Source organism: Streptomyces sp. NPDC020884 (genome assembly GCF_044333935.1).
GTDB lineage: Bacteria > Actinomycetota > Actinomycetes > Streptomycetales > Streptomycetaceae > Streptomyces.
On record NZ_JBIRRY010000009.1, the window covers coordinates 254,429 to 280,905 of the forward strand.

Consider the following 26,477-nt stretch of genomic DNA (forward strand, 5'->3'; position numbering starts at 1 on the left):
CCTTCGCACGTCCCCCGTCCCCCGCCCCCCTCGTACTCATCCCGGATCTGAGTACGGTCGCGGTGCCGCGCCCCGCCCGGTCCGCGCGACCGTACGTCCATGGGATCAAGTGTTCGCGAACTGGCCGGGACGACGCCCGTCACCCGGGACCGCTACGTCGACCTCCTGCGGGTCGCCTCGCTGGCCGCGGTCGTGCTCGGCCACTGGCTGATGGCCGCCGTCACCCCGGACGGGGTGGGCAACCTGCTCGCCCTCGTCCCGGCGCTCCAGCCGCTGACCTGGCTGCTCCAGGTGATGCCGGTGTTCTTCTTCGTCGGCGGCTTCTCGCACGCGCTGTCCTACCGCTCCCTGCTCCGCAAGCGCCCCGGCGGCTCCACGGACTCCGTCTACTCCGCGTTCCTGCGGGCCCGGCTCCAGCGGCTGCTGCGCCCGACCACGGTCTTCGTCCTGGTGTGGGGCGCGGCGGCGCTGCTGGTCCAGCTGCTCGGCGGGGGCGGCGGGCTGACCGGCGTCACCCTGCGCATGGTGACCCAGCCGCTCTGGTTCATCGGGATCTACCTGGCGATGGTGGCGTTCACCCCGCCGCTGCTGAGGCTGCACGAGCGGTACGGCTGGGGGGCCTTCGCCGCCCTGGCGGGCGCGGCCGCCGCCGTGGACGTCCTGCGGTTCGCGGCCGGCGTGCCCTACGTCGAGTTCCTCAACTTCGCGTTCGTCTGGCTGGCCGTCCACCAGCTCGGCTTCCTGCGCGCCGACGGCCGCATCCGCCGCCCCGCCCTCCTCGCCGGGGCGGGCCTGGTCACCGCCTGCACCCTGGTGGCGTTCGGCCCGTACCCGCTGTCGATGGTCGGGATGCCCGGCGAGAAGGTCAGCAACATGGCCCCGCCCACCCTCGCCCTGCTCTGCCACGGCCTCTGGCTCGTCGGCGCGGTCGAACTGCTCCGCGCCCCGGCGGCCCGCCTGCTGGAGCGCCCCCGGGTCTGGCGCACGGTGGTGGCGGCCAACGGGGTGGCGATGACCGCGTTCCTCTGGCACCTCACGGCGATGTTCGGGGTGTACGGGGCGCTGCTCGCCCTCGACGTGCCCCTGCCCGAACCGGCCACCGCCGCCTGGTGGGCCCAGGTCCCGCTGCGGATCGCGTTGGCGGCGGCCCTCACCGCCGGGCTCGTCGCGGTCTTCCGCACCTTCGAACGCCCGGCCTTCGGGGCCCCCGGAACCACGGCGGCCCCGGGCGCCGGCCCCCTCGCCGCACTCGGCGCGACGCTGTGTCTGCTCGGTGTGCTGGGCCTGTCCATGGTCGGCTTCGGCGGCCTGCTGGACGGCCGCACGGCCCTGCTGATCGCGATCCCGGTCAGCGCCCCGGTGGCCGTCGCGATGACCCTGGGCGGCTGGCTGCTGGTGGAGCGGGCGGGGCGGGGGCCCGCCGTACCGGCCGGGATGCAGCGGCCGTAGTGATACCGGCAGGCGGCGACGCGGACGACGGGTCCCACACGAACTTCACTCCGCACGTTCCGGTACCGTGCCGCCGCCGCTCTCCAGGCCGCACGACCGGCCGCCCTCCACCGCGCCGTACCCTGGGAAGGTCGATCAACCCCCTAGGCAGGAGCGAAATGGCCGTCAATCTGGTCAATGTCGAGCAGGTCAGCAAGGTGTACGGCACCCGTGCCCTGCTCGACGGTGTATCCCTCGGGGTGTCCGAGGGCGACCGGATCGGTGTCGTGGGCCGTAACGGCGACGGCAAGACCACCCTCATCCGGATGCTCGCCAAGCTGGAGGACGCGGACACCGGACGCGTCACCCACAACGGCGGACTGCGTCTCGGCGTCCTCACCCAGCACGACTCCCTGGACCCGGCGAAGACCATCCGCCAGGAGGTCATCGGCGATCTGGCCGACCACGAGTGGGCGGGCAGCGCCAAGATCCGCGACGTCCTGACCGGGCTCTTCGGCGGGCTCGCGCTGCCCGGCTTCGAGCACGGCCTCGACACCGTGATCGCCCCGCTCTCCGGCGGCGAGCGCCGCCGCATCGCGCTGGCCAAGCTCCTCATCGACGAGCAGGATCTGATCGTCCTCGACGAGCCCACCAACCACCTCGACGTCGAGGGCATCTCCTGGCTCGCCGGCCACCTGCGGACCCGCCGCTCCGCCCTCGTCTGCGTCACCCACGACCGGTGGTTCCTCGACCAGGTCTGCACCCGCATGTGGGACGTCCAGCGCGGCAGCGTCCACGAGTACGAGGGCGGCTACAGCGACTACGTGTTCGCCCGCGCCGAGCGCGAGCGGATCGCCGCCACCGAGGAGTCCAAGCGGCAGAACCTCATGCGCAAGGAGCTGGCCTGGCTGCGCCGCGGCGCCCCCGCCCGTACCTCCAAGCCGCGCTACCGCATCGAGGCCGCCAACGAGCTCATCGCCGACGTGCCGCCGCCGCGCGACACCAGCGAGCTGATGAAGTTCGCCAACGCCCGCCTCGGCAAGACCGTGTTCGACCTGGAGGACGTGACCGTCCAGGCCGGACCCAAGACCCTGCTCACGCACCTCACCTGGCAGCTCGGCCCCGGCGACCGGATCGGCCTGGTCGGCGTCAACGGCGCGGGCAAGACCTCGCTGCTGCGCGCGCTCGCCGAGGCCTCCCGCAGTCAGGGCGAGGAGCAGCCGGCCGCCGGGAAGGTCGTCGTCGGCAAGACCGTCAAGCTCGCCTACCTCTCCCAGGAGGTCACCGAGCTGAACCCGAACCTCCGGGTCCTGGAAGCCGTCCAGCAGGTGCGCGACCGGGTCGACCTCGGCAAGGGCCGGGAGATGACCGCCGGCCAGCTCTGCGAGCAGTTCGGCTTCACCAAGGAGAAGCAGTGGACGCCCGTCGGCGACCTCTCCGGAGGTGAGCGCCGCCGGCTCCAGATCCTGCGGCTGCTGATGGACGAGCCCAACGTCCTCTTCCTCGACGAGCCCACCAACGACCTCGACATCGAGACCCTGACCCAGCTGGAGGACCTCCTCGACAGCTGGCCCGGGTCGATGATCGTGATCTCCCACGACCGGTTCTTCATCGAGCGGACCACGGACCGGGTCATGGCGCTCCTCGGCGACCGCGCCCTGCGGATGCTGCCGCGCGGGATCGACGAGTACTTGGAGCGCCGGCAGCGGATGGAGGAGGCGGTCACCCCCTCCGCCGCGGCCCCCCGTCCGTCCGGGGCCCCCGCCGCCGTCCCCGCCGTCTCGGCGCAGGAGGCCCGCGCCGCGAAGAAGGAGCTCCAGAAGGTCGAGCGGCAGCTCGACAAGCTCTCCACCCGCGAGACCAAGCTGCACGCCCAGATCGCCGACAACGCCACCGACTTCGAGAAGGTCGCGGGGCTCGACGCCGAACTGCGCGAACTGGTCACCGAACGGGACGAGTTGGAGATGCGCTGGCTGGAGCTGGCCGAGGACGCCTGACGGAGGCCGCCGCGGCAGGTGGTAGAACGGGGCGGTAGGGACCGTACGTTCGAGGGGGATCACGCACCGATGTCGCAGCCGCCGCCGCAGGGCAGCCCGGGGGAGCAGGGAGGCTTCGGCGCTCCGTACGAACCGCAGCCCGGTGTGTACGGAGAGCCGGTGCGACCCCAGCCGCAGCACCAGCCGCACCCCGGTCCGTACGGTCAACCGGCCCAGGCGTCCCAGCCGTACGGCTATCCGCAGCCGCCCACCGTGCCGTACGGACAGCCGCAGCCGCAGCCCCAGCACCAGCCCTCCGGCGGGCGCTCGCGGGGCCGGGGCGCGGGTCTCGTCGCCGCGGTGCTCGCCGGGGTCCTCGTCGTCGGGACGGGCGTCTGGTTCGCGGTCGGCGGCGACGACACCGACGACAAGAAGCCCGGCGTCGCGAAGGGGAGCACCGCTCCGAAGGAGCCCAGCGCCGATCCCGGCCCGGAGATGACGCCGGCCGCGGGGGCGGCCGAGCTCAACAAGGGCCGCAAGGACGGCGAGGCGAAGGTCCGCTGGGTCCAGAAGAACGGCGTGGACCTGCCGGAGAAGGGCGTCGCCGTCCGCGGTCCGTGGGTCGCGGGCGACATCGTGGCCAAGGCCATGTACCGCACGGCGTCCGGCTATTCCGTCGAGGGCGGGGCGCGGAAGTGGAGCCTGCGGCTGCCGACCGACGTCTGCGCGGCGCCCACGCTGCCGAGCGCGGACGGGAAGATCGTCGTCGGGCTCCGGACCGACACCGACGAGGGCGCGGCCTGCGACCGGCTCCAGATGATCGACCTGACCACCGGCAAGGCGGGCTGGACCGCCGAGCTCGACCGTTCGGGCATGCAGGACGGGCTCTCCGACATCGTCATGGCGGTCAACGGCGACGTCCTGACGGTCGGGCGGACGACCCGCACCGACGCCTACCGGATCGGCGACGGCAAGCACCTGTGGGACCGGCTGCCGGGCTTCTGCCAGCCGTACGGCTTCACCGGCGGCGACGTCCCCCTCGCGGCGGTCGACTGCCGGAAGGCTCCGGGCGATGACGACACGGCCGACGAGGAAGTGCGGCGCATGGATCCGGCCACCGGCCGGACGGTGTGGACGTACAAGGTCAAGAAGGGCTGGAAGATCGACCAGTTCTACTCCGTCGACCCGCCGGTCGTCTCGCTGCGGCAGGGCGATCTGGAGCCGAAGTGGGCCATCGCGCTCCTGAACGACGACGGCACCTACCGTGCCCAGCCCATCCCCGGCAAGGAGAACTTCGAGGTCCGGTGCGGTGAGCAGGGCGAGAACATCGACAACTGCATCGGTGCGGCCGCCGATGCCGACACGCTTTACCTCGCCACCCAGCCCGCCCCCGTGGACCGGGAGTTGACCAACGCCGTCGTCGCCTTCGACATGAGCACCGGCAAGGTCAAGTGGAAGGTGCCGGCGCCGCCGATGCAGACGCTCCAGCCGATGCGGGTCGAGGACGGCAAGGTGCTGCTGTATCTGAGTCCGCCGGCCACGAAGGCCAGGACCGGTGGCGGCATCATGGCGCTCGGGCCGCAGGGCGGCGCCCTGCAACCGGTCCTGCGGCACCCGGCCTCGGCCGTGGAGGCCGAGCGCGGCATGTTCGAGCCCGTGATCCGCTATTCCGGCGGACGCTCCTTGATCGCCACCACCTACGTCAGCTCGGACAGTGACGAGGAGGAGATGGACATGCGGACGATGATCGCCTTCGGTGACTGACCATCACCTCCGGCCGGGCGTAACGAGGGCATCACAAGGCGGTTCTCCCTTGGGAACAGGGGGTGGACCGATCCGGTGTTCGATGGCGGGCGGGTGGTACAAAGAAGCCCCGCCGACTGTCGTAACACCGCGGAAGCCATGCCCGATTCGCTCCTTTCCGAGGGGAATTGACCCCCTTCGGAATCGCGGGGGAGACCGAATCGCGCACCGGACCGCACGAAGGGGGACGTGCTGATGAGCCAGCCGCCCAGCCAGCAACCGCCGCAGGGAGGCTTCGGGGCTCCGCAGGAGCCGCCGAACGGAGCTCCTCAGCCGCCCCAGGACCAGCCGAATCTGGCCAAGCCGCCGCAGATGCCGCCCGGCCCGCCGCCCCAGGGCCCGCCCCCCGCGCAGCCGCCGGCCGGACCGCCGCAGACGCCGCCGGGCGCTCCGGCGTACGGCTATCCGCAGACGCCGCCGACCGAGCCCGGTTACGGCTACCCGCAGCAGCCCGGCCAGGCGCCCGGCCCGTACGGCCAGCAGGCCGCCGGTCCCTACGGCCAGCAGTCCGGCGCGTACGGTCAGCAGGCCCCGGGCCCCTACGGTCAGCAGGCTCCCGGTCCGTACGGTCAGCAGACCCAGCCCGGTTACGGCTACCCGCAGCAGCAGTACCCCGGCACCCCCGCGCCCGGCGGAGCGGGTCCCGGCGGTGGCGGGTTCCTCAAGGGCAAGACCGGCATCGTGGTCGCGGCGGCGCTCGCCGTGGTCGTGGTCGCCGCCACGGGCACCTGGTTCCTCGTGAGCGACAGCGGCGACGAGGAGAAGAAGAAGCCCGTCGCCGGCGCGAGCAGCGACCCCAAGGCTCCCACCGCGTCGCCGACGGTCGACGAGGGCGACGGCAGCGGCGACGGGCGGGAGGCGGACGACGACCTCAACGCCGGGCGCAAGCCGGGCGAGGCGAAGGTCGCCTGGCTCCAGAAGAACGACGTCGACCTGCCCCGCAACGGCTCCTCCGTCTACGGCCCCTGGTTCGTCGGCGACCTGGTCGTCAAGGCCATGTACCGGGAGGTCTCCGGCTACTCCGTCGCCGACGGCAAGAAGAAGTGGAGCCTCCCGCTCCCCGCCGACGTGTGCGCCACGCCGAACGCGCCCACCACCGACGGCAAGATCGTCATCGGGGTGAAGGACGGCACCACGGACAAGGCCAACTGCGCGCTCCTCCAGATGATCGACCTGAACACCGGCAAGGCCGGCTGGAAGCAGACGATCAAGAAGAACGGCACCTGGGACTTCCTGTCGGACATCGGTCTGGCGATCAGCGGCGACACCGTCACCGTCGGGCGCACCAGCAACTCCAACGGCTACCGCATCAGCGACGGCAAGCAGCTCTTCGGCAACCCCGAGGGCAACTGCAAGCCCTTCGCCTTCGCCGGCGGACCCAAGCTGATCGCCGCGGCCAGCTGCCGCACCGACGACGTCAAGAACCCGCAGCACCAGGTCCAGGAACTGAACCCGGCCACCGGCAAGCCCAAGTGGACCTACCAGCCGCCGCGCGGCTGGGAGATCAGCAAGGTCTACTCGGTCAGCCCGCTCGTGGTCAGGCTCGACCACGAGGAGAAGAAGCAGTGGGCCATCGCCGCGCTCACCAACGGCGGCAAGCTCCGCTCCCAGCTCTCGCCCGCCAAGGGCGACACGCTCACCGCTGACTGCGGCAACAGCTTCGCGATCTTCGGCCAGAAGCTCGAAGGATGCAGCGGCGTCGCCGCCGACGCCAACACCTTCTACATCGCGACCAAGGACGACAGCAGCGGGACCTCCCGGACGAACAAGGTCATCGCCTTCGACCTGAACACCGGAAAGCCCAAGTGGGAGGCGCCCGCCCCGGCCGAGCGCGTCCTGAAGCCGCTGGGCATGGAGGGCGGCGAGGTGCTGCTCTACATGCGGCCGACGTACGACACCGCCGGCTCCGTCGTGACCCTCCCGCCGACCGGCGGCACCCCCAAGACGCTGCTTCAGCACCCGGAGTCGACCGGCCGGATCGAGAACGGCTTCTTCTCGGCCAGGATCGCCTACCAGGGCGGCCGCTCCTTCATCTTCAGCGAGCGCGTGAGCGCGAGCAACGACAAGGAAGAGCTGGAGCAGTCGACGCTGCTGGTGTTCGAGAAGTGACGGCTCGACACGGCATCCGACAGCAGCCGGCCCCTCCCGGCCGGACGCGCCCCCACCCGCACTCGTCTCCCGAGGTACGCACGCCATGAGTCAGCCGCCCCAGCAGCCGCCCAACGAGCCGCCGCACACGCCCCCGCCGCCGGCCGGGCCGCCTTCCGGCGGGTTCGGCGCGCCGCAGGACCCGCCGCAGGGAGGGTTCGGCGCACCGACCCCGCCGCCGGCGGACCCCTTCGGCAAGCAGCCGCCCACCGCGCCGCAGGGCGCGCCCGCCGATGGCTACGGCACCCCGCCGCCCCCGCAGCCGGGCGGCTACCCCACCCCGCCCGCGCCGCAGCCCAACGGATACGGCTACCCCCAGGCCCCGCAGCAGGGCTACGGCTACCCGCAGGGGCCCGCCGGCCAGCCCGGGATGCCGCAGCAGGCCTACGGCTACCCGACCCAGCCGATGCACCCGCAGCACGGGGCCCCGCAGCCGGACGGCAACGGCGGCAAGAAGTTCAGCACCCAGATGCAGATCATCGTCGCCGCGGCCGTCGCCGTGGTGCTGATCATCGGCGGCGGGATCATCTACGCCTCCAGCGGCGACGACAAGGGCGGCAAGAACGAGGCCTCCTCGTCCGGCTCCACCGGCGGCGAGGCCAAGGGCGGCGAGGGCAGCGGCCTGGCCGGCGGCGACGAGAAGGCGCCCGCCAACACCAAGTCCAAGGTGGCCTTCCAGCTGCCCGAGCCGACGGTCACCGACATCACCACGGTCGCGGGCTCCTGGGTCACCGACAAGGCGTACGTGAAGTCCGGCGTCGCCGAGATCACCGCCTACGACCGCGACAAGGGCACCAAGCTCTGGTCCATCCCGCTGCCCGGCGAGGTCTGCTCCGCGTCCCGGCACATGAGCAAGGACTACAGGACGGCCATCGTCTTCGAGGAGACGAAGGCGACCAAGGCCAACAAGTACCCCTCGTGCAACCAGGTCGGCGCGATCGACATGGCCGCGGGCAAGCTCCTGTGGAGCAAGGGCGTCATGGCCGCCACCGGCGGTGACAAGGCGGTCCGCTTCGACGAGATCACGCTCAGCGGGACCACCGTCGCCGCGGGCGGCACCTCGGGCGGCGCGGCCTTCAAGCTCGACGACGGCGCCGAACTGTGGAAGCCGAAGGTCGGCGCGGACGGCTGCTACGACCGCGGCTACGGGGGCGGCGAAGCCCTCGCCGTGGTCCGCAAGTGCGGCACGTCCGACAGCCCGCAGCTCACCGTGCAGGCGCTGAACCCGACGACCGGTGCGCCGCTGTCCTCGTACCAGATGCCCGCGGGCGTCGACTACGCGAGCATCGTCTCGACCAAGCCGCTGGTGGTCGCGGCCGACGTCGGCGACACCGCCGGTGACGGCAGCAGCATCTCCGACTTCTTCTCGATCGACGCGGCGACCGGCAAGCTGATCGTCCGCATCCCCGCCGACGCGGAGCAGTACGCGGCCCGCTGCGGCTCCACCGAGGTCGAGCAGTGCCAGAGCCTGGCCGTCGGCAACAACCGGCTCTACCTGCCGACCGAGAACCACGACGGGACCAGCGAGTACGGCGACACCAACGAGGTCGTCGCCTTCGACCTGACCACCGGAAAGCTCCTCGGCGGCCGGGCGGACGCGGGCGACCGCTACAGCCTGGTCCCGCTCCGGATGGACGGCACCAACATCATCGCCTACAAGGAAGGCCCGTACGACAAGGGCGGCCAGGTCGTCTCCATCGACGGGGAGACCTTCAAGCAGACCCTGCTGATCGAGAACCCGAGCGACGAGGCGGTCCGTGAGGTGGAGAAGCGGTTCTCCGTCAACTCGACCGAACTCCTCTACTCCGACGGCCGGTTCTTCATGTCGAAGCAGTTGGTGAGCGAGCGCAGCGTCATCGACGCGGACGAGAAGGCCTACCTCGTCGTCGCCTTCCGGGCCGACTGATCACCGCGCTCCTCCCCCCGAGCAGCGCCAGGCCCCGCCGGTCGATCACCTGACCGGCGGGGCCGATCGTTTTCCCCATTCCGGGGGCCTTCTCCCACGTAAGGGCCGCGTGGCGTCGAACAAGCGTGTAACTTGCCGGGGCAGGAGTCCGGGGGGCCGGTATCCGGGGCGTACAGGGGCATTTGGGGGCTTGGTCGATGGGCGTGCGGCTCATGGTGGTCGACGATCACCGTCTGCTCGCCGAGGCACTCGCCTCGGCGCTGAAACTGCGCGGGCACCGGGTGCTCGCGGCGGCCGCGCCGACGTCCGGGGCGGCGGATCTGGTGGTCAGCAGGGCCCCGGAGGTCTGCCTGTTCGGTACGGCCGCGCCCGCCGCCCCCGGGGTCTTCGACCCGATCGTGCGCATCGGCCGGGAACGCCCGCAGGTGGCGGTGGTGGTCCTCGGGCCGGTGCCCAGCCCGCGCGGGATCGCCGCGGCGTTCGCCGCCGGGGCCGCGGGGTACGTCCGGCACGACGAGCGCATCGAAGGCGTCGAGCGGGCCATGCTCAAGGCACGGGCGGGGGAGTGCGTCATCACCCCGCCGCTCCTGCGGGAGGCCTTCGCCGAGCTGCTCAACCCGGCGGCCCAGCCCGACGACGAGGGGCGCCGGCTGCTGCGGATGCTCACCCCGCGCGAGGCGGAGGTGCTGGTGCGGGTCGCCGAGGGCGAGGGCACCCGGCTGATCGCGGCCGGGATGGACATCGCCCCGAGCACCGCCCGCACCCATGTCCAGCGGGTCCTGATGAAGCTCGGCGTCGGCTCCCGGCTGGAGGCGGCCGCCCTCGCCGCCCGCACGGGACTGCTGGAGCGGGCCGCGGGCCACGGCGGTACGCCGCAGGGGCCCTGCGTCCCCGGTCGGAGCGGGTGACGCGGGGCCCCTGCGGGGCGTGGCGACAGGCGGGCGGGGTTCAGCCCGCGTCGGACTCCGGCTCCGGTTCCGCGGCCGCCGGGGCCTCGGCCGGGCGCAGCTTCATCCAGACCAGGAAGAAGAGCCCGAGCGCCAGCATGGCGAGACCGGTCCACAGGTTGATGTGGACGCCCTCGGCCTTCTTCAGATCGGCGTCGGACGGGCTGATGCCGGCGATGGTGACGATCACCCCGTAGACGACGAACAGGCCGCCGATGATCCGCCGGATGTCGAACAGCCGGGCCGCGGTCGCGGACTTGCGCTCCAGTTCGGAGACTTCCTTGTGCAGGTCGGACATGGTGAGTTCCTCCGATCAGAACGAGTACGGGATGTAGCACGCGGCGGCGAGGACGACCGCGCCCCAGCCGAGCAGCGCGGGCTTGCGGTACCAGGCGCTGTCCGCCTCGTCCAGCGCCTCGTCGGGGTCCGGCGATTCGGTCCCGTAGACCAGACCGGCCAGTTCCGCGTCGGGCTTCGGCGCGGTGAAGAGGGTGACGACCACCATGACGACGGCCCCGGCGACGAATCCGACGATCGCGGAGACGAAGTTGGCGCCCTGGTCGGACGGGATGTCGATGATCCCGCCCTTGTAGATCCAGAAGTAGTTGATCATCGCGGCGCCGGTGCCCGCGACCAGGCCCCAGACGCCGGACTTCATCGAGGCCCGCTTCCAGAACATGCCGATGATGAAGACGACGAACATCGGGACGTTGAAGAACGAGAACAGCGTCTGGAGGTAGCTCATGATGTTCGAGAAGCTGGCGGCGATGAACGCCGTGCCGATCGAGGCCAGCACGCCGATCGCCGTGATCAGCCGCCCGAAGCGCAGGTAGTACGCGTCCGGCTTGTCCTTCACCACGTACCGCTGCCAGATGTCGGTGGTGAACACCGTGTTGAACGAGGACACGTTGGCCGCCATGCCCGCCATGAAGGCGGCGAGGAGACCGGTCACCGCGATGCCGAGGACGCCGTTGGGCAGCAGTTCCTGCATGAGCAGGGGTATCGCGTCGTTGTAGGTGAGGTCGGAGCCGGGGGTGCCGATCTTGGGCACGATCACGGCGGCGACCAGGCCCGGGATCATCACCGCGAAGACGATGAAGATCTTCGGGAAGGCGGCGATCAGCGGGGTGCGCTTGGCGGCGGAGAGGTTCTTCGCGGACAGCGCGCGCTGCACCTCGGCGAAGTTCGTCGTCCAGTAGCCGAAGGACAGCACGAAGCCGAGGCCGAGGATGATCGTCAGCCAGTTGGCGCCCAGCGGGTTGGCGTCACCGATGCCGGTGCCGCCCCACGCGGTCATGAAGTCCCCGCCGTGCTGCTTCGTCAGCGAGTCGCTCATGGCGTCCCAGCCGCCGACCCGCTTGAGGCCGAGGACGGTGAGGGGGATCAGCGCGGCGAGGATGACGAAGAACTGGAGCACCTCGTTGTAGATCGCCGAGGAGAGCCCGCCGATCGTGATGTAGACCAGCACGAAGAGTCCCGCGACGACGATCGCGACCCACTGCGGCCAGCCGAGGAGCGCCTCCACGACGATCGACAGGGCGTAGAGGTTGACGCCCGCGATGAGGATCGCCGCGAAGGCGAAGAGCACGGAGCTCAGCAGGTGCGCGGACCTGTCGAACCGCTGGAGCAGGAACTCCGGCACGGAGCGCACCTTGGAGCGGTAGTAGAACGGCATCATCACCAGGCCGAGGAAGACCATGGCCGGGATCGCGCCGATCCAGTACCAGTGCACCACCGCGACGCCGTACTGCGCGCCGGTGGCCGCCATGCCGAGGATCTCGGTGGCGCCGAGGTTCGCCGCGACGAAGGCGAGCCCGGTCACCCAGGCGGGGAGCGACCGCCCGGAGAGGAAGAAGTCGAGGCTCGTCTTCACGCTGGCACGGGCCGCGAAGCCGATGCCGAGTACGACGACGAAGTAGATCGCCAGGATGGCGTAGTCGAGCCCGTTCGTGGGGAGCCGAAGCCCTTCGGCCAGTGTCTGCATGTGGGGGTACTCGCTTCGTTGCGCGAACTGAACCCGAGGGAACTTACGCCTCTGTGTTCGAGAAATGAACAGTCTGGTTGGGGTTCTTTGTTCGATCGTGATCGAGTGCGGGGCAATGTCCCGGTATGTCGGATAGGGGAGAGCGGGGATCGGTCCGCAGCGAACAGGGCTGGACCATTGACCGAGACTGTTCGCTTGTGATTTGTTATGTGCGATTATGTTGGGAGGATTGGGTGGAGGACCCTGGTGAAGAAGACGGTTACGACCCTGGCCGACGGCCGTGAGCTGATCTACTACGACGCCGCGGACGACACCGTCCGCGACGCCGTCGACCATCGCCCCCTGGACCCCGTCTCGACCTCGTCCGAGATCCGCCACGACCCGCTGCTCGGCGACGCGGTCGCCATCGCCTCGCACCGGCAGGCCCGCACCTACCACCCGCCGGCCGACGCCTGCCCGCTCTGCCCCACCCGAGAGGGACGGCAGAGCGAGATCCCCGACGACCGGTACGACGTCGCCGTCTTCGAGAACCGCTTCCCCTCCCTGGCCGGCGACTCCGGCCGCTGCGAGGTCGTCTGCTTCACCTCCGACCACGACGCCTCGTTCGCCGACCTCACCGAGGAACAGGCCGCCCTCGTCCTCGCTGCCTGGACCGACCGCACCGCCGCCCACGCCGCCCTCGGCCAGGTCACCCAGGTCTTCTGCTTCGAGAACCGCGGCGCCGAGATCGGTGTCACCCTCGGCCACCCGCACGGCCAGATCTACGGCTACCCCTTCGTCACCCCGCGCACCGAGCTGATGCTCCGCTCGGCCGCCCGGCACCACGAGGAGACCGGCCGCAACCTCTTCGACGACGTCGTCGCCCGCGAGGAGAAGGACGGATCGCGCGTCGTCCTCACCACCGACCACTGGATCGCCTTCGTCCCGTACGCGGCGCACTGGCCCTACGAGGTCCACCTCCACCCCCGCCGCCGCGTCCCCGACCTGCGGGAGCTGGACGAGGACGCGCGGACAGAGTTCCCACAGGTCTATCTGGAACTCTTGAGGCGCTTCGACCGGATCTTCGGCCCCGGCGAGCCGCCGACCCCGTACATCTCCGCCTGGCACCAGGCGCCGTTCGGGATCGACGGCCGCGAGGACTTCGCCCTGCACCTGGAGCTTTTCACCATTCGCCGGACCTCCGGCAAGCTGAAGTTCCTCGCGGGGTCCGAGTCCGGCATGAGCGTGTTCATCAACGACGTGCCGCCGGAGGCCGCGGCCGAGCGACTGCGAGAGGTAGCGAGCAAGTGAGCGATTCCCCGAACGTCGGCAAGCTCCCGAAGAAGTACCTGGTCACCGGCGGCGCGGGATACGTCGGCAGCGTCGTCGCCCAGCACCTGCTGGAGGCCGGGCACACCGTGACCGTCCTGGACGACCTCTCCACCGGCTTCCGCGCGGGCGTCCCGGCCGGCGCCGCGTTCATCGAGGGCCGCGTCCAGGACGCCGCCCGCCATCTGGACCCCTCCTACGACGGCGTCCTGCACTTCGCCGCGTTCTCCCAGGTCGGGGAGTCCGTCGTCGACCCGGAGAAGTACTGGGTCAACAACGTCGGCGGCACCACCGCCCTGCTCGCCGCGATGCGTGAGCACGGCGTGCGCACGCTCGTCTTCTCCTCCACCGCCGCCACCTACGGCGAACCGGTCTCCAGCCCCATCACCGAGACCGACCCCACCGCCCCCACCAGCCCCTACGGCGCGTCCAAGCTCGCCGTCGACCACATGATCAGCGGCGAGGCCACCGCCCACGGACTGGCCGCCGTCTCGCTGCGCTACTTCAACGTGGCCGGGGCCTACGGCAGTTGCGGCGAGCGCCACTCGCCCGAGTCCCACCTCATCCCGCTGGTCCTCCAGGTGGCCCTGGGGCAGCGCGAGTCGATCTCCGTCTACGGCGACGACTACCCCACCCCGGACGGCACCTGCGTCCGCGACTACATCCATGTCGCCGACCTCGCCGACGCCCATCTGCTGGCCCTGGAGGCCGCCGCCCCCGGCGAGCACCTGATCTGCAACCTCGGCAACGGCAACGGCTTCTCGGTCCGCGAGGTCATCGAGACCGTCCGCAAGGTCACCGGCCACCCGGTGCCCGAGACCGCCGCCCCGCGCCGCGGCGGCGACCCGGCCGTCCTCGTCGCCTCCGCCGCCACCGCCGTCGAGCGCCTCGGCTGGCAGCCGTCCCGCGCCGACCTGGCCGGAATCATCGCCGACGCCTGGCAGTTCGCCCGCCGAGAGGAAACGACCGCCCCATGACCGAGACCACCGAGCCCTCCGCGGGGCCGTCCGGGACCGATCCCGCCGTCACCTTCGCCGAGTTGTACGGGGGCGAGCCCGACGGCATCTGGGCGGCACCCGGACGAGTGAACCTCATCGGCGAGTACACCGATTTCAACGACGGTTTCGTCATGCCGCTCGCGCTCCCGCACACCGCCCGCGCCGCCGTCTCCCGCCGCGACGACGGCGTCCTGCGGCTGTACTCCTCCGATGTGCCCGGCGGCGTCGTCTCGCTGCGCGTCGACGAACTCGCCCCGCACTCCGGCCACGGCTGGGCCGCCTACCCGGCGGGCGTCCTCTGGGCGCTGCGCGCGGCCGGGCACCCGGTGACCGGGGCGGACATCGCGCTGACCTCCACCGTGCCCACCGGCGCCGGGCTCTCCTCGTCCGCCGCCCTCGAGGTCGTCACCGCCCTCGCCCTGAACGACCTCTTCGAGCTGGGCCTGAGCCCCGCCGAACTCGCCGTCGTCGGCCGCCGCGCCGAGAACGACTTCGTCGGCGTGCCCTGCGGGATCATGGACCAGATGGCCTCGGCCTGCTGCACCGAGGGCCACGCCCTGTACCTGGACACCCGTGACCTCTCCCTGCGCCAGGTCCCCTTCGACCTGGCCTCCCAGGGCCTGACGCTCCTGGTCGTCGACACCCGGGTCAAGCACGCGCTCGGCGACGGCGCGTACGCGGAGCGCCGGGCCGGCTGCGAGGAGGGCGCCCGGCTGCTCGGCATACCGATGCTGCGCGACCTGCCGTACGAGAACCTCGACGCGGCGCTCACCACCCTCGCCGACGCCGGGGCGGACGAGTCCGTCGTCCGCTACGTACGCCATGTCGTCGGCGACAACCACCGGGTCGAGCAGGTCATCGCCCTGCTCGACGCGGGCGACGTCCGCGCCGCGGGCCCCGTCCTGAACGAGGGCCACCGCTCGCTCCGCGACGATCTGCGGGTCTCCTGCCCCGAGTTGGACCTCGTGGTCGAGGCGGCGAACGAGGCCGGGGCGCTCGGCGCGCGGATGACCGGCGGCGGCTTCGGCGGCTCGGCGGTCGTCCTGATGGAGGCGACCGTGGCCGGCCGGGTGGCGAAGGCCGTCAGCGAGGCGTTCGCGGCGGCCGGACACGCGGCCCCGGGGATCTTCGACGGCGTCCCCTCGGCCGGAGCGCGCCGACTGGTCTGAGCCCGGCTGCGGTGCGTCCTGCTGACCCGAGTCCGGCCGCGGTGCGTCCTGCTGCGGAGAGTCCCGGGAATCCGGTGCTCACAGCTCCTTGACCAGGATGAACTCGGTGACGCCCGGCGGGTAGTCCTCGACCCGGCCGATCTCCTCGTACCCCTGCTTGCGGTAGAACCCGGGGGCCTGGAAGTCCCAGGTCTCCAGCCGTGAGCGGGTGCAGGCGCGCTCGGTGCGGGCGGTCCGTTCGGCCTCGGCGAGCAGGCGCGCGCCGAGGCCGGACCCCCGGTGCGGGGCGTCGACCCAGAGCAGATCGATATGCAGCCAGTACGCCCAGGTCCGCCCGGTCAGCCCGCCGGCCAGGGCTCCGTGCTCGTCCAACGCCCACACCTCCAGCGGGACTTCGTGCTCGGCGGAGGTGGAGAGCAGGGCACGCAGGCCGGCCGCCGCGGCGACGTTGTCCTCGTGCAGACGCCCGCTCAGCAGAATGCGACGTTCTCTGTCTACTTCTGTCTCAAGACGGAACATGAAGCACACCCTAAACACCTGAGGCAACCAGTTCGGCGAATCTCCTTCCCTCGGTGGCCGCCGTCCGTACGCTGATGCTCAGCACCGGTGGGGGCCGGTGCCGATTCAGGGGGCGAGAGAGTCGGGTACGGCGCCCGGGGCAGGGCGGCAGGCAGTGTCGACGGCGGCGGCCGTCGGCGTGGCGGGCCGCCGGGAAGCCCCGGACGCCGTACCCGCAGCTGTCCGCCCCCACCGAGGGGGGTTCTGTGGCGCGTATCCGGGTTCTGGTGGTCGACGACCACCGCATCTTTGCCGAGTCGCTCGCGGCGGCCCTCGAGGCCGAACCGGACGTGGATGTGTCGGCGGCGGGCAGCGGCCCGGCCGCGCTGCGCGCTCTGGAGCGGGCGGCGACCGAGGGGCGCGGCTACGACGTGATGCTGGTCGACGCCGAGCTGGGCGTCCTGGCGACCGGCGGCGTGCCCACCGTCCCCGCGCCCCGGCAGGAGGGGGCGGGCGTCGTCGACGGCATCTCGCTGGTCGCCGGGGTCCGTTCGGGCCGGCCCTCGGTGCGGTCGGTCGTGCTTGCTGAGAAGGACGACCCGAGGGCCGCCGCGCGGGCGCTCCAGGCGGGGGCGTCGGGCTGGGTGGCCAAGGACTGCTCGCTGCAGCGGCTGCTGGCGGTGATACGGGGCGTGCTGCGCGACGAGACGCATCTGCCGCCCGCCCTGCTCACCGGCGTCCTGCGGGAGCTGACCGCAGCCCGCAAGCACCGCACCGAGAGCGAGCGGCTGGTGGAGTCGCTGACGCCCCGGGAGCGTGAGGTGCTGCGCTGCATGGTGGCGGGACTCGGCCGCAAGGCGGTCGCCGAGCGGCTGTTCCTGTCCCCGCACACGGTCCGCACCCATATGCAGAACGTGCTGGGCAAGCTCGGGGTGCACTCGACGCTGGCCGCGGTGGCGCTGGCCCGCCGGGCGGGGGTCGGCCCCGCCGAGCCGGCAGCGGCCCCGCTAGGGGATGTTGTCGAACGGGGCGGTCAACTGGCGCAGTAGTCCGGCCAGTTCGCCCCGCTGGTGACGGGAGAGCTCGCCGAGGATGGCCCGCTCCTGGTCGAGCAGGCCGGCCAGCGACTGGTCGGCCTTGTCGCGCCCCTCGGCCGTGAGCCGGACGAGGACGCCGCGCCGGTCGCTCGGGTCGGGCAGCCGCTCGACGAGGTTCTTCTTGGTGAGGCGGTCGATGCGGTTGGTCATGGTGCCCGAGGTGACCAGTGTCTGGGTGAGCAGTTGCCCGGGGGAGAGCTGGTAGGGGGCGCCGGCCCGGCGCAGCGACGTCAGCACGTCGAACTCCCAGGGCTCCAGGTTGTGCTCGGAGAAGGCTATGCGGCGGGCCCGGTCGAGGTGGCGGGCCAGGCGGGAGACGCGACTGAGCACCTCGAGTGGTTCCACGTCGAGGTCGGGGCGCTCTCGGCGCCATGCAGCGACCAGTCGGTCGACCTCGTCCTCCATGTCGATCAGTGTAGAGGGTCCCTCGACATGAAGTCTCTTGAATTCAAGTGTCTTGACATCAAGAGATTCTGCGAGTGATCCTGGTCGACATGACCGCACCTGATCGGCCCTCCTGGGATCCGCAGCAGTACCTGCGTCACGCGGACCACCGGACCCGCCCCTTCCACGACCTCCTGGCCCATATCGGTGACCTCCCCGGCCACCCCGCACCCCGCATCGCCGACCTCGGCTGCGGCGCGGGCAACGTCACCGCCCTCCTCGCGGACCGCTGGCCGAACGCCCGGATCACCGGCTACGACACCTCACGCGAGATGCTCGCCGAAGCCGCCGCCCACGCCCGGCCGCCCCTGCTCGACTTCGCCGAGGCCGACGCCGCGACCTGGGAGCCCACCGAGACGTACGGCCTGATCGTCTCCACCTCCGCGCTCCAGTGGATCCCCGGCCACGCCGAACACTTCCCCCGCTGGATCGACGCCCTCGCCCCCGGCGGCACCCTCGCCTTCCAGGTCCCCGGCAACTTCACCGCCCCCAGCCACACCCTCCTGGCCGGCCTTCGCCGATCCGACCGCTGGAGCCCGCTGCTCCACGGCATCGGCGACCGCACCGCCTCCGTCCTGGAACCCGCCGACTACCTCACCCGCCTGCGCGACCTGGGCTGCGCGGCGGATGTCTGGGAGACCACCTACCTCCAGACCCTGCACGGCGAGGATCCGGTCCTCGACTGGGTCAAGGGCACCGCCCTGCGCCCCGTCCTCACCGTCCTGGCCGACGAGCCCGAGGCCCGCGACGCGTTCCTCGCCGCCTACCGTGACCTGCTCCGCGAGGCCTACCCGCCGGGCCCGCACGGCACCGTCTTCCCGTTCCGCCGCATCTTCGCCGTCGCCCGCAGGGAGAAGCCATGACGGGAGAAGCCGCGCCGGGGGACGTCGGGCCGGGAGAGGTCGTGCCGGGAGAAGCCGCGCCGGGAGAGGTCGTGTCCCTTCCCGTGGGCCTCGCCGCCGTCGACCACGTACAGCTCGCCGCCCCGCCCGGCTCCGAGAACGCCCTGCGCGCCTTCTACACCGACGCCCTGGGCATGTCCGAGATCCCGAAACCCCCGGTGCTCGCCGCCCGGGGCGGCTGCTGGTTCGCCTCCGGCCCGGTCCAGCTCCACCTGGGCGTCGAGAGCGACTTCCGCCCCGCGAAGAAGGCCCACCCGGGGCTGCGCGTGACGGGGATCGTGGAGTACGCGGCGCGCCTGGAGGCCCACGGCGTCGACGTCGCGTGGGACGGGGCCCTTCCCGGCCACCGCCGCTTCTACGCCCACGACCCGGTCGGCAACCGGCTGGAGTTCCTGGAGCCGGACGCCCTGTGAGACTCAGAGCTCCTTGAGCGCTTCCGCCGAGACGTCGATGTCCACCGGGAACGGCACACCCGTCTTCAGCCGGTCGTGGTGGATCCCGGTCAGCGCGTACGCCTTGGTCACCGGGTCCAGCTCGTAGACCCGGACGACGGGGTGCTGGTCGGTGCCGGTCATCTCGACGAGCCAGAAGTGCGGGATCCCCGCCGTCGCGTACTTGTGCGGCTTGGCCTCACGGTCGCGGGCCTCGGAGTCGGGGGAGACGACTTCTACGGCGAGGAGGACGTCGGCGGCCTGGTACCGCGTCACGTCGAGCCCGGTGACCGCCTCGGTCCGTACGACGGAGACGTCCGGCTCCGGAGCGTTCCGCCGATCCAGCACCACGGTCATCTCCCGGCGCACCTTCACCTCCGGGGGCGCCGTACAGCGCAGTCCTGTCATCAGCAGATCAATCATCGTGCTGTGAAAGTCTCGCTGCGGACTCACGAAAACCAGGCTCCCGTCGATCAGCTCTGTGTGCGGCGGGAGATCGGGCAGCGTGAACAGATCGTCCACGGTGTATCCGTCCTGCGGGGGCACCGGCCAGCGGGAGCTGTGCGCGGCGGTCGGCTCGGCGGTCATGGTTCCTCCCATGGACGAATCCTCTGCCCTTCCGGCCACCCTACGGCGGGAAATCCGCACGCGTCATCACAAGGGGTGACGACGTGCGGAAGGGTTACGCGGTCAGTTCTTCCGGTGCCCTATCAGCCGGGGCTTCGCCTCCAGGTTCTCCAGCCCGTGCCAGCACAGATTCACCAGATGGGCGGCCACCTCGGCCTTCTTCGGCTTGCGCACGTCCAGCCACCACTGGCCCGTCAGCGCCACCATCCCCACCAGCGCCTGCGCGTACAGCGGGGCCAGCTTCGGGTCGAAGCCCCGGGCCTTGAACTCCAGGCCCAGGATGTCCTCCACCTGCGTGGCGATGTCACTGATCAGCGACGCGAACGTGCCCGTCGACTGCGCCACCGGCGAATCCCGCACCAGAATCCGGAAACCGTCCGTGTACGACTCGATGTAGTCCAGCAGCGCGAACGCCGCCTGCTCCAGCAGCTCGCGCGGGTGCCCCGCCGTGAGCGCCCCCGTCACCATGTCCAGCAACTGACGCATCTCGCGGTCGACCACCACGGCGTACAGGCCCTCCTTGCCGCCGAAGTGCTCGTACACCACCGGCTTGGACACCCCGGCGCGCGCCGCGATCTCCTCCACCGAGGTGCCCTCGAAGCCCTTGTCGGCGAACAGGGCGCGCCCGATGTCCAGCAGCTGTTCGCGGCGCTCCTTGCCGGTCATCCGGACCCGCCGGGTCCGCCGGGAGGGGGAAGGCCTGCTCTTCTCGCTGCTGCCGTCGGTCGCCACGTCGTCAATCATGCCGCGTCGGCCGGTACGGACGTGCGCCGGGCGTCGATACGCTCGGCATCGGGCCACCGCACGTCCGTGGCCCAGCCCAGCTTCTCGAACCAGCGGATCAGCCGGGCGCTGGAGTCGATCTGCCCCTTCATCACACCGTGCCGGGCGCTCGTCGGGTCCGCGTGGTGCAGGTTGTGCCACGACTCGCCGCACGACAGCACCGCCAGCCACCACACATTGCCCGACCGGTCACGCGACTTGAACGGACGCCTGCCCACCGCGTGGCAGATCGAGTTGATCGACCACGTCACGTGGTGCAGCAGCGCCACCCGCACCAGCGAACCCCAGAAGAACGCCGTCGCCGCACCCCACCACGACATCGTCACCAGACCGCCGACCAGCGGCGGAATCGCCAGCGAGACGATGGTGAAGGAGAGGAAGTGGCGCGAGATGCCCCGGATCGCCGGGTCCTTGATCAGATCGGGGGCGTACTTCTGCTGCGGGGTCTGCTCCTCGTCGAACATCCACGCGATGTGCGCCCACCACAGCCCCTTCATCAGGGCCGGCAGGCTCTCCCCGAACCGCCACGGCGAATGCGGGTCGCCCTCCGCGTCCGAGAACCGGTGGTGCTTGCGGTGATCGGCCACCCACCGCACCAGGGGCCCCTCCACCGCCAGCGAACCCGCCACCGCCAGCGCGATCCGCAGCGGCCGCTTCGCCTTGAACGATCCGTGGGTGAAGTAGCGGTGGAAGCCGATCGTGATCCCGTGGCAGCCGATGAAGTACATCGCCACCATCAGCCCCACGTCGAGCCAGCTCACTCCCCGGCCCCAGGCCAGCGGCACCGCCGCGACCAGGGCCGCGAACGGCACCACGATGAACGCCAGCAGCGCGAACTGCTCGATCGACCGCTTGCTGTCGCCGCCCAGCGTGGCGGAGGGCAGCGAGGCCGCGGCGGCCTCCGGTGGCTCGGTCTCGTCGATCACACGGGGGGTGCTCGGCATGGGGGGATACCTCGGAGGGTGAGGGAGAGGACTCGGACGGCCGTAGCTACGGTTCCGTAACCTACGGCCTGGTAAGTATGGCAGTGACCGGCCCCACAACACGAGAGGCCGCCCCAACCCGTCGCACGCGGTAGCCCACCCGCCCACGGGGTAGAGGAGTAAGGGCCCGGGTGCGCCGGGCGGCGACCGACACCCCGCCGGGGCAACGGACACGCCGCCTGCGACGACACCTATCCTGGGAGCGTCGGACAGCGCGGTCCGCACCCGCTCGTCGGGGCGTGGCGACAGCACCGCTGCCAGCCGCAGGGCCCCGGACCCCGCCACCCGCCCCCACCACCACCCATGTGGGGACGGCGAAGCGAACGCACCTCCTCATTCACTGCAAGGAGCCGCACACTGTGAGCAGTGCCGACCAGACCCCTGCCGCCAGCCCCGCGCTGCGCGCCGACATCCGCCGCCTCGGCGACCTCCTCGGCGAGACCCTCGTACGCCAGGAGGGCCAGGGACTCCTCGACCTCGTCGAGCGGGTCCGCGCCCTGACCCGCACCGACGGCGAAGCCGCCGCCGAGCTGCTCGGCGACACGGACCTGGAGACCGCGGCACAGCTCGTGCGCGCCTTCTCCACCTACTTCCACCTCGCCAACGTCACCGAGCAGGTCCACCGCGCCCACGAGATGCGCGACCGCCGCTCGGCCGAGGGCGGCCTCCTGGCCCGCACCGCCGACCGGCTCAAGGACGCCGACCCCGAGCACCTGCGCGAGACGGTCAAGAACCTCAACGTCCGGCCCGTCTTCACCGCACACCCCACCGAGGCCGCCCGCCGATCGGTCCTCAACAAGCTGCGCCGCATCGCGGCCCTCCTGGAGACCCCGGCCATCGAGGCCGACCGCCGCCGCCTGGACCTCCGGCTCGCCGAGAACATCGACCTCATCTGGCAGACCGACGAGCTCCGCGTCGTCCGCCCGGAGCCCGCCGACGAGGCCCGCAACGCCATCTACTACCTCGACGAGCTCCACGCCAACGCCGTCGGCGACGTCCTCGAGGACCTCGCCGCCGAACTGGAGCGCGTCGGCGTCGAACTGCCCGCCGGCACCCGCCCCCTCACCTTCGGCACCTGGATCGGCGGCGACCGCGACGGCAACCCCAACGTGACGCCCGCCGTCACCTGGGACGTCCTGATCCTCCAGCACGAGCACGGCATCACCGACGCCCTGGAGATGGTCGACCACCTCCGCGGCCTGCTCTCCAACTCCATCCGCTACGCCGGAGCCACCGAGGAACTCCTCGCCTCCCTCCAGGCCGACCTGGAGCGCCTCCCCGGCATCAGCCCCCGCTACAAGCGGCTGAACGCCGAGGAGCCCTACCGCCTCAAGGCCACCTGCATCCGGCAGAAGCTCGTCAACACCCGCGAGCGCCTCGCCGAGGGCACCCCCCACCGCCCCGGCTGCGACTACCTCGGCACCGCCGAGCTCCTCGCCGACCTGGAGCTCATCCAGACCTCCCTGCGCGCGCACAAGGGCGGCCTCTTCGCCGACGGCCGGATGGACCGCACCATCCGTACGCTCGCCGCGTTCGGCCTCCAGCTCGCCACCATGGACGTACGCGAACACGCCGACGCCCACCACCACGCCCTCGGTCAGCTCTTCGACCGGCTCGGCGAGGAATCCTGGCGCTACGCCGACATGCCCCGCGACTACCGGCAGAAGCTCCTCGCCAAGGAGCTGCGCTCCCGCCGGCCGCTGGCCCCCACCCCCGCCCCGCTCGACGCGGCCGGGGAGAAGACCCTCGGCGTCTTCCACACCATCAAGCAGGCCTTCGAGCGCTTCGGCCCCGAAGTCATCGAGTCCTACATCATCTCGATGTGCCAGGGCGCCGACGACGTCTTCGCCGCCGCCGTCCTCGCCCGCGAGGCCGGACTCGTCGACCTGCACGCCGGCTGGGCCAAGATCGGCATCGTCCCCCTCCTGGAGACCACCGACGAGCTCAAGGCCGCCGATGTCATCCTCGACGAGATGCTCGCCGACCCCTCCTACCGACGCCTCGTCTCCCTGCGCGGCGACGTCCAGGAGGTCATGCTCGGCTACAGCGACTCCTCCAAGTTCGGCGGCATCACCACCTCCCAGTGGGAGATCCACCGCGCCCAGCGACGCCTCCGCGACGTCGCCCACCGCTACGGCGTACGCCTGCGCCTCTTCCACGGCCGCGGCGGCACCGTCGGCCGTGGCGGCGGCCCCTCCCACGACGCGATCCTCGCCCAGCCCTGGGGCACCCTCGAGGGCGAGATCAAGGTGACCGAGCAGGGCGAGGTCATCTCCGACAAGTACCTCATCCCCGCCCTCGCCCGCGAGAACCTGGAGCTGACCGTCGCGGCCACCCTCCAGGCCTCCGCCCTGCACACCGCCCCCCGCCAGTCCGACGAGGCCCTCGCCCGCTGGGACGCGGCCATGGACACCGTCTCCGACGCCGCCCACGACGCGTACCGCAAGCTCGTCGAGGACCCCGACCTGCCGGCGTACTTCCTGGCCTCCACCCCGGTGGACCAGCTCGCCGATCTGCACCTGGGCTCGCGGCCCTCCCGCCGCCCCGGCTCGGGCGTCTCGCTCGACGGCCTGCGCGCCATCCCGTGGGTCTTCGGCTGGACCCAGTCACGGCAGATCGTGCCCGGCTGGTTCGGCGTCGGCTCCGGCCTCAAGGCCCTGCGCGAAGCCGGTCTCGACACGGTCCTCGACGAGATGCACGAGCACTGGCACTTCTTCCGGAACTTCCTCTCCAACGTGGAGATGACGCTCGCCAAGACCGACCTGCGCATCGCCCGGCACTACGTCGACACGCTCGTCCCCGACGAGCTGAAGCACGTCTTCGACGCCATCGAGGCCGAGCACGCGCTGACCGTCAGGGAAGTCCTCAAGGTCACCGGCTCCACCGAACTGCTCGGCACCAGCCCGGTGCTCCAGCAGACCTTCGCCATCCGGGACGCCTACCTGGACCCGATCTCCTACCTCCAGGTCTCGCTGCTGGCCCGCCAGCGCGAGGCGGCGACCCGCGGCGAGGAGGCCGACCCGCTGCTCGCCCGCGCCCTGCTGCTCACCGTCAACGGCGTCGCGGCAGGCCTGCGCAACACCGGCTGACCGTGCACACGCCGAAAGGCTGACCGTACGGACGCCGGGAAAAGGGGCGGTCCTGCTACAGCGCGACGAACGTCGCCACCAGCAGGACCGCCCCTGCCGTACCGACGCCCCAGGCCGTCCGCGTCAGCCGCAGCCCGCCGCCGATCACGAACGCGGCCAGCACCAGCGCCCCGCCCAGCGGCACCCAGGCATGCAGAAAGCCCGGCATCCCCGTGCGGACCACCGCATCGGTACCGGGCTTCACCACCACCGGGAAACGATCACCCTCCCGTGCCGCGACCGACCGGTCCACGGAGACCCGCGGGCGCTCCCGCGACACCGAGTCCGGCTCGTAGGACCCGGTGCAGCTCTCCTCGCCGCACTCGGTCACCGTCACGGTGCCGTGGTCACGGCCCTTGGCCAGAACGATGTGGTGCGCGGTGCTCCACGACGACCACGCACCCGCGACCAGCAGCACCAGGACGACCAGGCCCATGGCCGCACGACGGCCCGCGACCGCCGCACGGTGGGAAGAACTCCGCTTCATGGGGGCCGATCCTTGGCCAGACCCGTACCCCCGGTCAACCTATGGCCGAAAAACACCCCATCAGCACCAGGAATGTCAGGAGTTGTACGCGCTCTGCGCCCGCTCCAGCCCCTCCGCCAGCAGACACTCCACCGCGTCCGCCGACCGGTCCACCAGGAACGCCAGCTCCTTGCGCTCGGTCGACGAGAAGTCCTTCAGCACGAAATCCGCGACCTGCATCCGCCCCGGCGGCCGCCCGATCCCGAACCGCACCCGGTGATAGTCCGGGCCCATCGACTTCGTCATCGACTTCAGCCCGTTGTGCCCGTTGTCCCCGCCGCCCAACTTCAGCCGCAGCATCCCGTAGTCGACGTCCAACTCGTCATGGACCGCCACGACATGGTCCAGCGGCACCTTGTAAAAGTCCCGCAGCGCCGTCACCGGCCCGCCCGACAGATTCATGTACGACATCGGCTTCACCAGGATCACCCGGCGGCTCGCCGGACCCGGCGGACCGATCCGCCCCTCCACGACCTGCGCCTGCGCCTTCTGCGCCCGCTTGAACTTCCCGCCGATCCGCGTCGCCAGCAGATCGGCGACCATGAACCCGACGTTGTGCCGGTTCGCCGCGTAGTCGGGACCCGGATTGCCCAGGCCCACGATGAGCCAGGGGTCGGTGGCGTCGGACATCAGCGCTCGGTCTCCTCATATACGGCACATACGGGCGTACGGGCTTACGGGCCTACGGGCCTACAGGCTTGCGGAACAGCCGAACGGGGTGGTGGCTCCCCCGAAAGGAAACCACCACCCCGTCGGTCAAGCAGGTGGAACGGCGCGCGGTGAGGCTCAGGCCTCGGCGGTCTCGGCAGCCTCGTCCGCGGACGGCTCCTCGGCCTGCGCGGCCACGACCTGGATCACGACGGCGTCGTCGTCGCCGGCCAGCACGGAGCCCTTGGGCAGCGTGATGTCCTTGGCGAGGATCGAGTCACCGGCGTCCAGGCCCGCGACGGAGACCGTCACGGACTCGGGGATGTGGGTGGCCTCGGCCTCGACGAGCAGCGTGTTCAGCACGAACTCGAGCAGGTTGGCGCCCGGCGCCAGGTCGCCCTCGGCGTGCACCGCGATCTCGACGTTGACCTTCTCGCCGCGCTTCACGGTCAGCAGGTCGACGTGCTCGATGTCGCCCTTGAGGGGGTTGCGCTGCACGGCCTTCGGGATGACCAGCGCGTCCTTGCCGTCGATCTCGAGACCGATCAGCACGTTGGCCGTACGCAGCGCCAGCTGCAGCTCGTGACCCGGCAGCGTGACGTGGACCGGCTCGGCGCCGTGGCCGTAGACGACCGCGGGAACGCGGTTGGCGCGGCGCACGCGGCGGGCGGCGCCCTTGCCGAACTCGGTACGGACCTCGGTGGCGAGCTTGATCTCAGCCATGGTTGCACTCCTCGTCAGGT

23 protein-coding genes are annotated in these 26,477 nt (G+C 71.3%); 13 read left to right on the forward strand and 10 right to left on the reverse strand.

Translation table 11 applies throughout. The features are described from left to right. Window positions 1-99 precede the first annotated feature (99 nt). From ACH4UK_RS26850 to ACH4UK_RS26875, 6 genes are all read left to right on the forward strand, one after another. Window positions 100-1,449, forward strand: coding sequence for an acyltransferase (locus tag ACH4UK_RS26850; protein WP_398360342.1), 1,350 nt, complete (start codon window positions 100-102; stop codon window positions 1,447-1,449). Window positions 1,450-1,607: 158 nt separating this feature from the next. After that, complete coding sequence (locus ACH4UK_RS26855; protein ID WP_398360343.1) at window positions 1,608-3,425, forward strand: ABC-F family ATP-binding cassette domain-containing protein; 1,818 nt, start codon at window positions 1,608-1,610, stop codon at window positions 3,423-3,425. 69 nt (window positions 3,426-3,494) lie between these two features. Beyond that, window positions 3,495-5,168: a PQQ-binding-like beta-propeller repeat protein gene (locus tag ACH4UK_RS26860; protein ID WP_398360345.1), complete on the forward strand. Its 1,674-nt coding sequence runs from the start codon at window positions 3,495-3,497 to the stop codon at window positions 5,166-5,168. Window positions 5,169-5,402: 234 nt separating this feature from the next. Then, window positions 5,403-7,316: a PQQ-binding-like beta-propeller repeat protein gene (locus ACH4UK_RS26865; protein ID WP_398360347.1), complete on the forward strand. Its 1,914-nt coding sequence runs from the start codon at window positions 5,403-5,405 to the stop codon at window positions 7,314-7,316. 85 nt (window positions 7,317-7,401) lie between these two features. Further along, window positions 7,402-9,261 carry a PQQ-binding-like beta-propeller repeat protein gene (locus ACH4UK_RS26870; RefSeq protein WP_398360348.1) on the forward strand — a complete coding sequence of 620 codons (1,860 nt, stop codon included), beginning with the start codon at window positions 7,402-7,404 and terminating at the stop codon, window positions 9,259-9,261. A 197-nt stretch (window positions 9,262-9,458) separates the two neighbouring features. Then, complete coding sequence (locus tag ACH4UK_RS26875; RefSeq protein ID WP_398360351.1) at window positions 9,459-10,169, forward strand: helix-turn-helix transcriptional regulator; 711 nt, start codon at window positions 9,459-9,461, stop codon at window positions 10,167-10,169. A 40-nt stretch (window positions 10,170-10,209) separates the two neighbouring features. Here the strand turns inward: ACH4UK_RS26875 and ACH4UK_RS26880 are convergent, their stop codons facing one another. Further along, entirely contained in the window at window positions 10,210-10,506 is a 297-nt protein-coding gene (locus ACH4UK_RS26880; RefSeq protein ID WP_398360353.1) for a hypothetical protein, read from the reverse strand. 15 nt (window positions 10,507-10,521) lie between these two features. Continuing rightward, entirely contained in the window at window positions 10,522-12,192 is a 1,671-nt protein-coding gene (locus ACH4UK_RS26885) for a sodium:solute symporter family protein (RefSeq protein WP_398360355.1), read from the reverse strand. 246 nt (window positions 12,193-12,438) lie between these two features. Between ACH4UK_RS26885 and galT the strand changes: the two genes are divergently transcribed. From galT to galK, 3 genes are read left to right on the forward strand one after another with little or no spacing between them, the layout of a single operon-like run. Beyond that, window positions 12,439-13,482, forward strand: a complete 1,044-nt coding sequence (galT, locus tag ACH4UK_RS26890) for a galactose-1-phosphate uridylyltransferase (protein WP_398360357.1) — start codon at window positions 12,439-12,441, stop codon at window positions 13,480-13,482. Beyond that, window positions 13,479-14,477, forward strand: coding sequence for a UDP-glucose 4-epimerase GalE (gene galE, locus ACH4UK_RS26895; protein WP_398360358.1), 999 nt, complete (start codon window positions 13,479-13,481; stop codon window positions 14,475-14,477). The genes galT and galE overlap by 4 nt, the downstream gene beginning before the upstream one ends. Next, complete coding sequence (galK, locus tag ACH4UK_RS26900; RefSeq protein ID WP_398360360.1) at window positions 14,474-15,667, forward strand: galactokinase; 1,194 nt, start codon at window positions 14,474-14,476, stop codon at window positions 15,665-15,667. The genes galE and galK overlap by 4 nt, the downstream gene beginning before the upstream one ends. A gap of 78 nt (window positions 15,668-15,745) precedes the next feature. Here galK and ACH4UK_RS26905 read toward each other — a convergent pair whose 3' ends face one another. After that, window positions 15,746-16,186, reverse strand: a complete 441-nt coding sequence (locus ACH4UK_RS26905; protein ID WP_398360361.1) for a GNAT family N-acetyltransferase — start codon at window positions 16,184-16,186, stop codon at window positions 15,746-15,748. A 245-nt stretch (window positions 16,187-16,431) separates the two neighbouring features. Between ACH4UK_RS26905 and ACH4UK_RS26910 the strand changes: the two genes are divergently transcribed. After that, complete coding sequence (locus ACH4UK_RS26910) at window positions 16,432-17,214, forward strand: LuxR C-terminal-related transcriptional regulator (RefSeq protein WP_398360363.1); 783 nt, start codon at window positions 16,432-16,434, stop codon at window positions 17,212-17,214. Here ACH4UK_RS26910 and ACH4UK_RS26915 read toward each other — a convergent pair. After that, window positions 17,173-17,667, reverse strand: coding sequence for a MarR family winged helix-turn-helix transcriptional regulator (locus ACH4UK_RS26915; RefSeq protein ID WP_398360365.1), 495 nt, complete (start codon window positions 17,665-17,667; stop codon window positions 17,173-17,175). The two genes, ACH4UK_RS26910 and ACH4UK_RS26915, sit on opposite strands and share 42 nt — an antisense overlap. 89 nt (window positions 17,668-17,756) lie before the next feature. Between ACH4UK_RS26915 and ACH4UK_RS26920 the strand changes: the two genes are divergently transcribed. Continuing rightward, window positions 17,757-18,569 (forward strand): trans-aconitate 2-methyltransferase, encoded by an 813-nt coding sequence (locus tag ACH4UK_RS26920; RefSeq protein WP_398360366.1) that lies wholly within the window; start codon window positions 17,757-17,759, stop codon window positions 18,567-18,569. A 71-nt stretch (window positions 18,570-18,640) separates the two neighbouring features. After that, window positions 18,641-19,021, forward strand: a complete 381-nt coding sequence (locus ACH4UK_RS26925) for a glyoxalase (protein ID WP_398360633.1) — start codon at window positions 18,641-18,643, stop codon at window positions 19,019-19,021. 3 nt (window positions 19,022-19,024) lie between these two features. On the opposite strand, the gene ACH4UK_RS26930 is transcribed toward ACH4UK_RS26925, so the two are convergent. The 3 genes from ACH4UK_RS26930 to ACH4UK_RS26940 all read right to left on the reverse strand — a co-directional run bounded on the left by ACH4UK_RS26930 (window position 19,025) and on the right by ACH4UK_RS26940 (window position 21,393). Then, window positions 19,025-19,627 carry a Uma2 family endonuclease gene (locus ACH4UK_RS26930; RefSeq protein WP_398360634.1) on the reverse strand — a complete coding sequence of 201 codons (603 nt, stop codon included), beginning with the start codon at window positions 19,625-19,627 and terminating at the stop codon, window positions 19,025-19,027. Window positions 19,628-19,729: 102 nt separating this feature from the next. After that, window positions 19,730-20,410, reverse strand: coding sequence for a TetR family transcriptional regulator (locus tag ACH4UK_RS26935; protein ID WP_398360367.1), 681 nt, complete (start codon window positions 20,408-20,410; stop codon window positions 19,730-19,732). Further along, window positions 20,407-21,393, reverse strand: coding sequence for an acyl-CoA desaturase (locus ACH4UK_RS26940; RefSeq protein ID WP_398360369.1), 987 nt, complete (start codon window positions 21,391-21,393; stop codon window positions 20,407-20,409). Before ACH4UK_RS26940 ends, ACH4UK_RS26935 begins: the two co-directional genes overlap by 4 nt. Before the next feature lie 398 nt (window positions 21,394-21,791). On the opposite strand from ACH4UK_RS26940, the gene ppc reads away from it, so the two are divergent. Further along, the gene (gene ppc / locus ACH4UK_RS26945; RefSeq protein WP_398360371.1) at window positions 21,792-24,521 is read left to right on the forward strand and encodes a phosphoenolpyruvate carboxylase; all 2,730 of its coding nucleotides are present in this window, start codon (window positions 21,792-21,794) and stop codon (window positions 24,519-24,521) included. 55 nt (window positions 24,522-24,576) lie between these two features. On the opposite strand, the gene ACH4UK_RS26950 is transcribed toward ppc, so the two are convergent. The 3 genes from ACH4UK_RS26950 to ACH4UK_RS26960 all read right to left on the reverse strand — a co-directional run bounded on the left by ACH4UK_RS26950 (window position 24,577) and on the right by ACH4UK_RS26960 (window position 26,457). Continuing rightward, window positions 24,577-25,047 (reverse strand): hypothetical protein, encoded by a 471-nt coding sequence (locus tag ACH4UK_RS26950; RefSeq protein ID WP_398360372.1) that lies wholly within the window; start codon window positions 25,045-25,047, stop codon window positions 24,577-24,579. A 75-nt stretch (window positions 25,048-25,122) separates the two neighbouring features. Further along, window positions 25,123-25,716, reverse strand: a complete 594-nt coding sequence (gene pth / locus ACH4UK_RS26955) for an aminoacyl-tRNA hydrolase (protein WP_398360374.1) — start codon at window positions 25,714-25,716, stop codon at window positions 25,123-25,125. Between the two features lie 156 nt (window positions 25,717-25,872). Beyond that, window positions 25,873-26,457 carry a 50S ribosomal protein L25/general stress protein Ctc gene (locus tag ACH4UK_RS26960; protein WP_398360376.1) on the reverse strand — a complete coding sequence of 195 codons (585 nt, stop codon included), beginning with the start codon at window positions 26,455-26,457 and terminating at the stop codon, window positions 25,873-25,875. Window positions 26,458-26,477 lie beyond the last annotated feature (20 nt).

Bases quoted from the DNA above. Each gene is read 5' to 3' on its own strand.
- ACH4UK_RS26850 (WP_398360342.1), top strand. From the start codon at position 100: ATGGGATCAAGTGTTCGCGAACTGGCCGGGACGACGCCCGTCACCCGG.
- ACH4UK_RS26915 (WP_398360365.1), bottom strand. From the start codon at position 17,667: ATGGAGGACGAGGTCGACCGACTGGTCGCTGCATGGCGCCGAGAGCGC.
- ACH4UK_RS26855 (WP_398360343.1), top strand. From the start codon at position 1,608: ATGGCCGTCAATCTGGTCAATGTCGAGCAGGTCAGCAAGGTGTACGGC.
- pth (WP_398360374.1), bottom strand. From the start codon at position 25,716: ATGTCCGACGCCACCGACCCCTGGCTCATCGTGGGCCTGGGCAATCCG.
- ACH4UK_RS26870 (WP_398360348.1), top strand. From the start codon at position 7,402: ATGAGTCAGCCGCCCCAGCAGCCGCCCAACGAGCCGCCGCACACGCCC.
- ACH4UK_RS26860 (WP_398360345.1), top strand. From the start codon at position 3,495: ATGTCGCAGCCGCCGCCGCAGGGCAGCCCGGGGGAGCAGGGAGGCTTC.
- ACH4UK_RS26935 (WP_398360367.1), bottom strand. From the start codon at position 20,410: ATGATTGACGACGTGGCGACCGACGGCAGCAGCGAGAAGAGCAGGCCT.
- ACH4UK_RS26940 (WP_398360369.1), bottom strand. From the start codon at position 21,393: ATGCCGAGCACCCCCCGTGTGATCGACGAGACCGAGCCACCGGAGGCC.
- ACH4UK_RS26875 (WP_398360351.1), top strand. From the start codon at position 9,459: ATGGGCGTGCGGCTCATGGTGGTCGACGATCACCGTCTGCTCGCCGAG.
- ACH4UK_RS26950 (WP_398360372.1), bottom strand. From the start codon at position 25,047: ATGAAGCGGAGTTCTTCCCACCGTGCGGCGGTCGCGGGCCGTCGTGCG.
- ACH4UK_RS26885 (WP_398360355.1), bottom strand. From the start codon at position 12,192: ATGCAGACACTGGCCGAAGGGCTTCGGCTCCCCACGAACGGGCTCGAC.
- ACH4UK_RS26905 (WP_398360361.1), bottom strand. From the start codon at position 16,186: ATGTTCCGTCTTGAGACAGAAGTAGACAGAGAACGTCGCATTCTGCTG.
- ACH4UK_RS26880 (WP_398360353.1), bottom strand. From the start codon at position 10,506: ATGTCCGACCTGCACAAGGAAGTCTCCGAACTGGAGCGCAAGTCCGCG.
- ACH4UK_RS26920 (WP_398360366.1), top strand. From the start codon at position 17,757: ATGACCGCACCTGATCGGCCCTCCTGGGATCCGCAGCAGTACCTGCGT.
- ACH4UK_RS26930 (WP_398360634.1), bottom strand. From the start codon at position 19,627: ATGACCGCCGAGCCGACCGCCGCGCACAGCTCCCGCTGGCCGGTGCCC.
- galK (WP_398360360.1), top strand. From the start codon at position 14,474: ATGACCGAGACCACCGAGCCCTCCGCGGGGCCGTCCGGGACCGATCCC.
- ACH4UK_RS26865 (WP_398360347.1), top strand. From the start codon at position 5,403: ATGAGCCAGCCGCCCAGCCAGCAACCGCCGCAGGGAGGCTTCGGGGCT.
- ACH4UK_RS26960 (WP_398360376.1), bottom strand. From the start codon at position 26,457: ATGGCTGAGATCAAGCTCGCCACCGAGGTCCGTACCGAGTTCGGCAAG.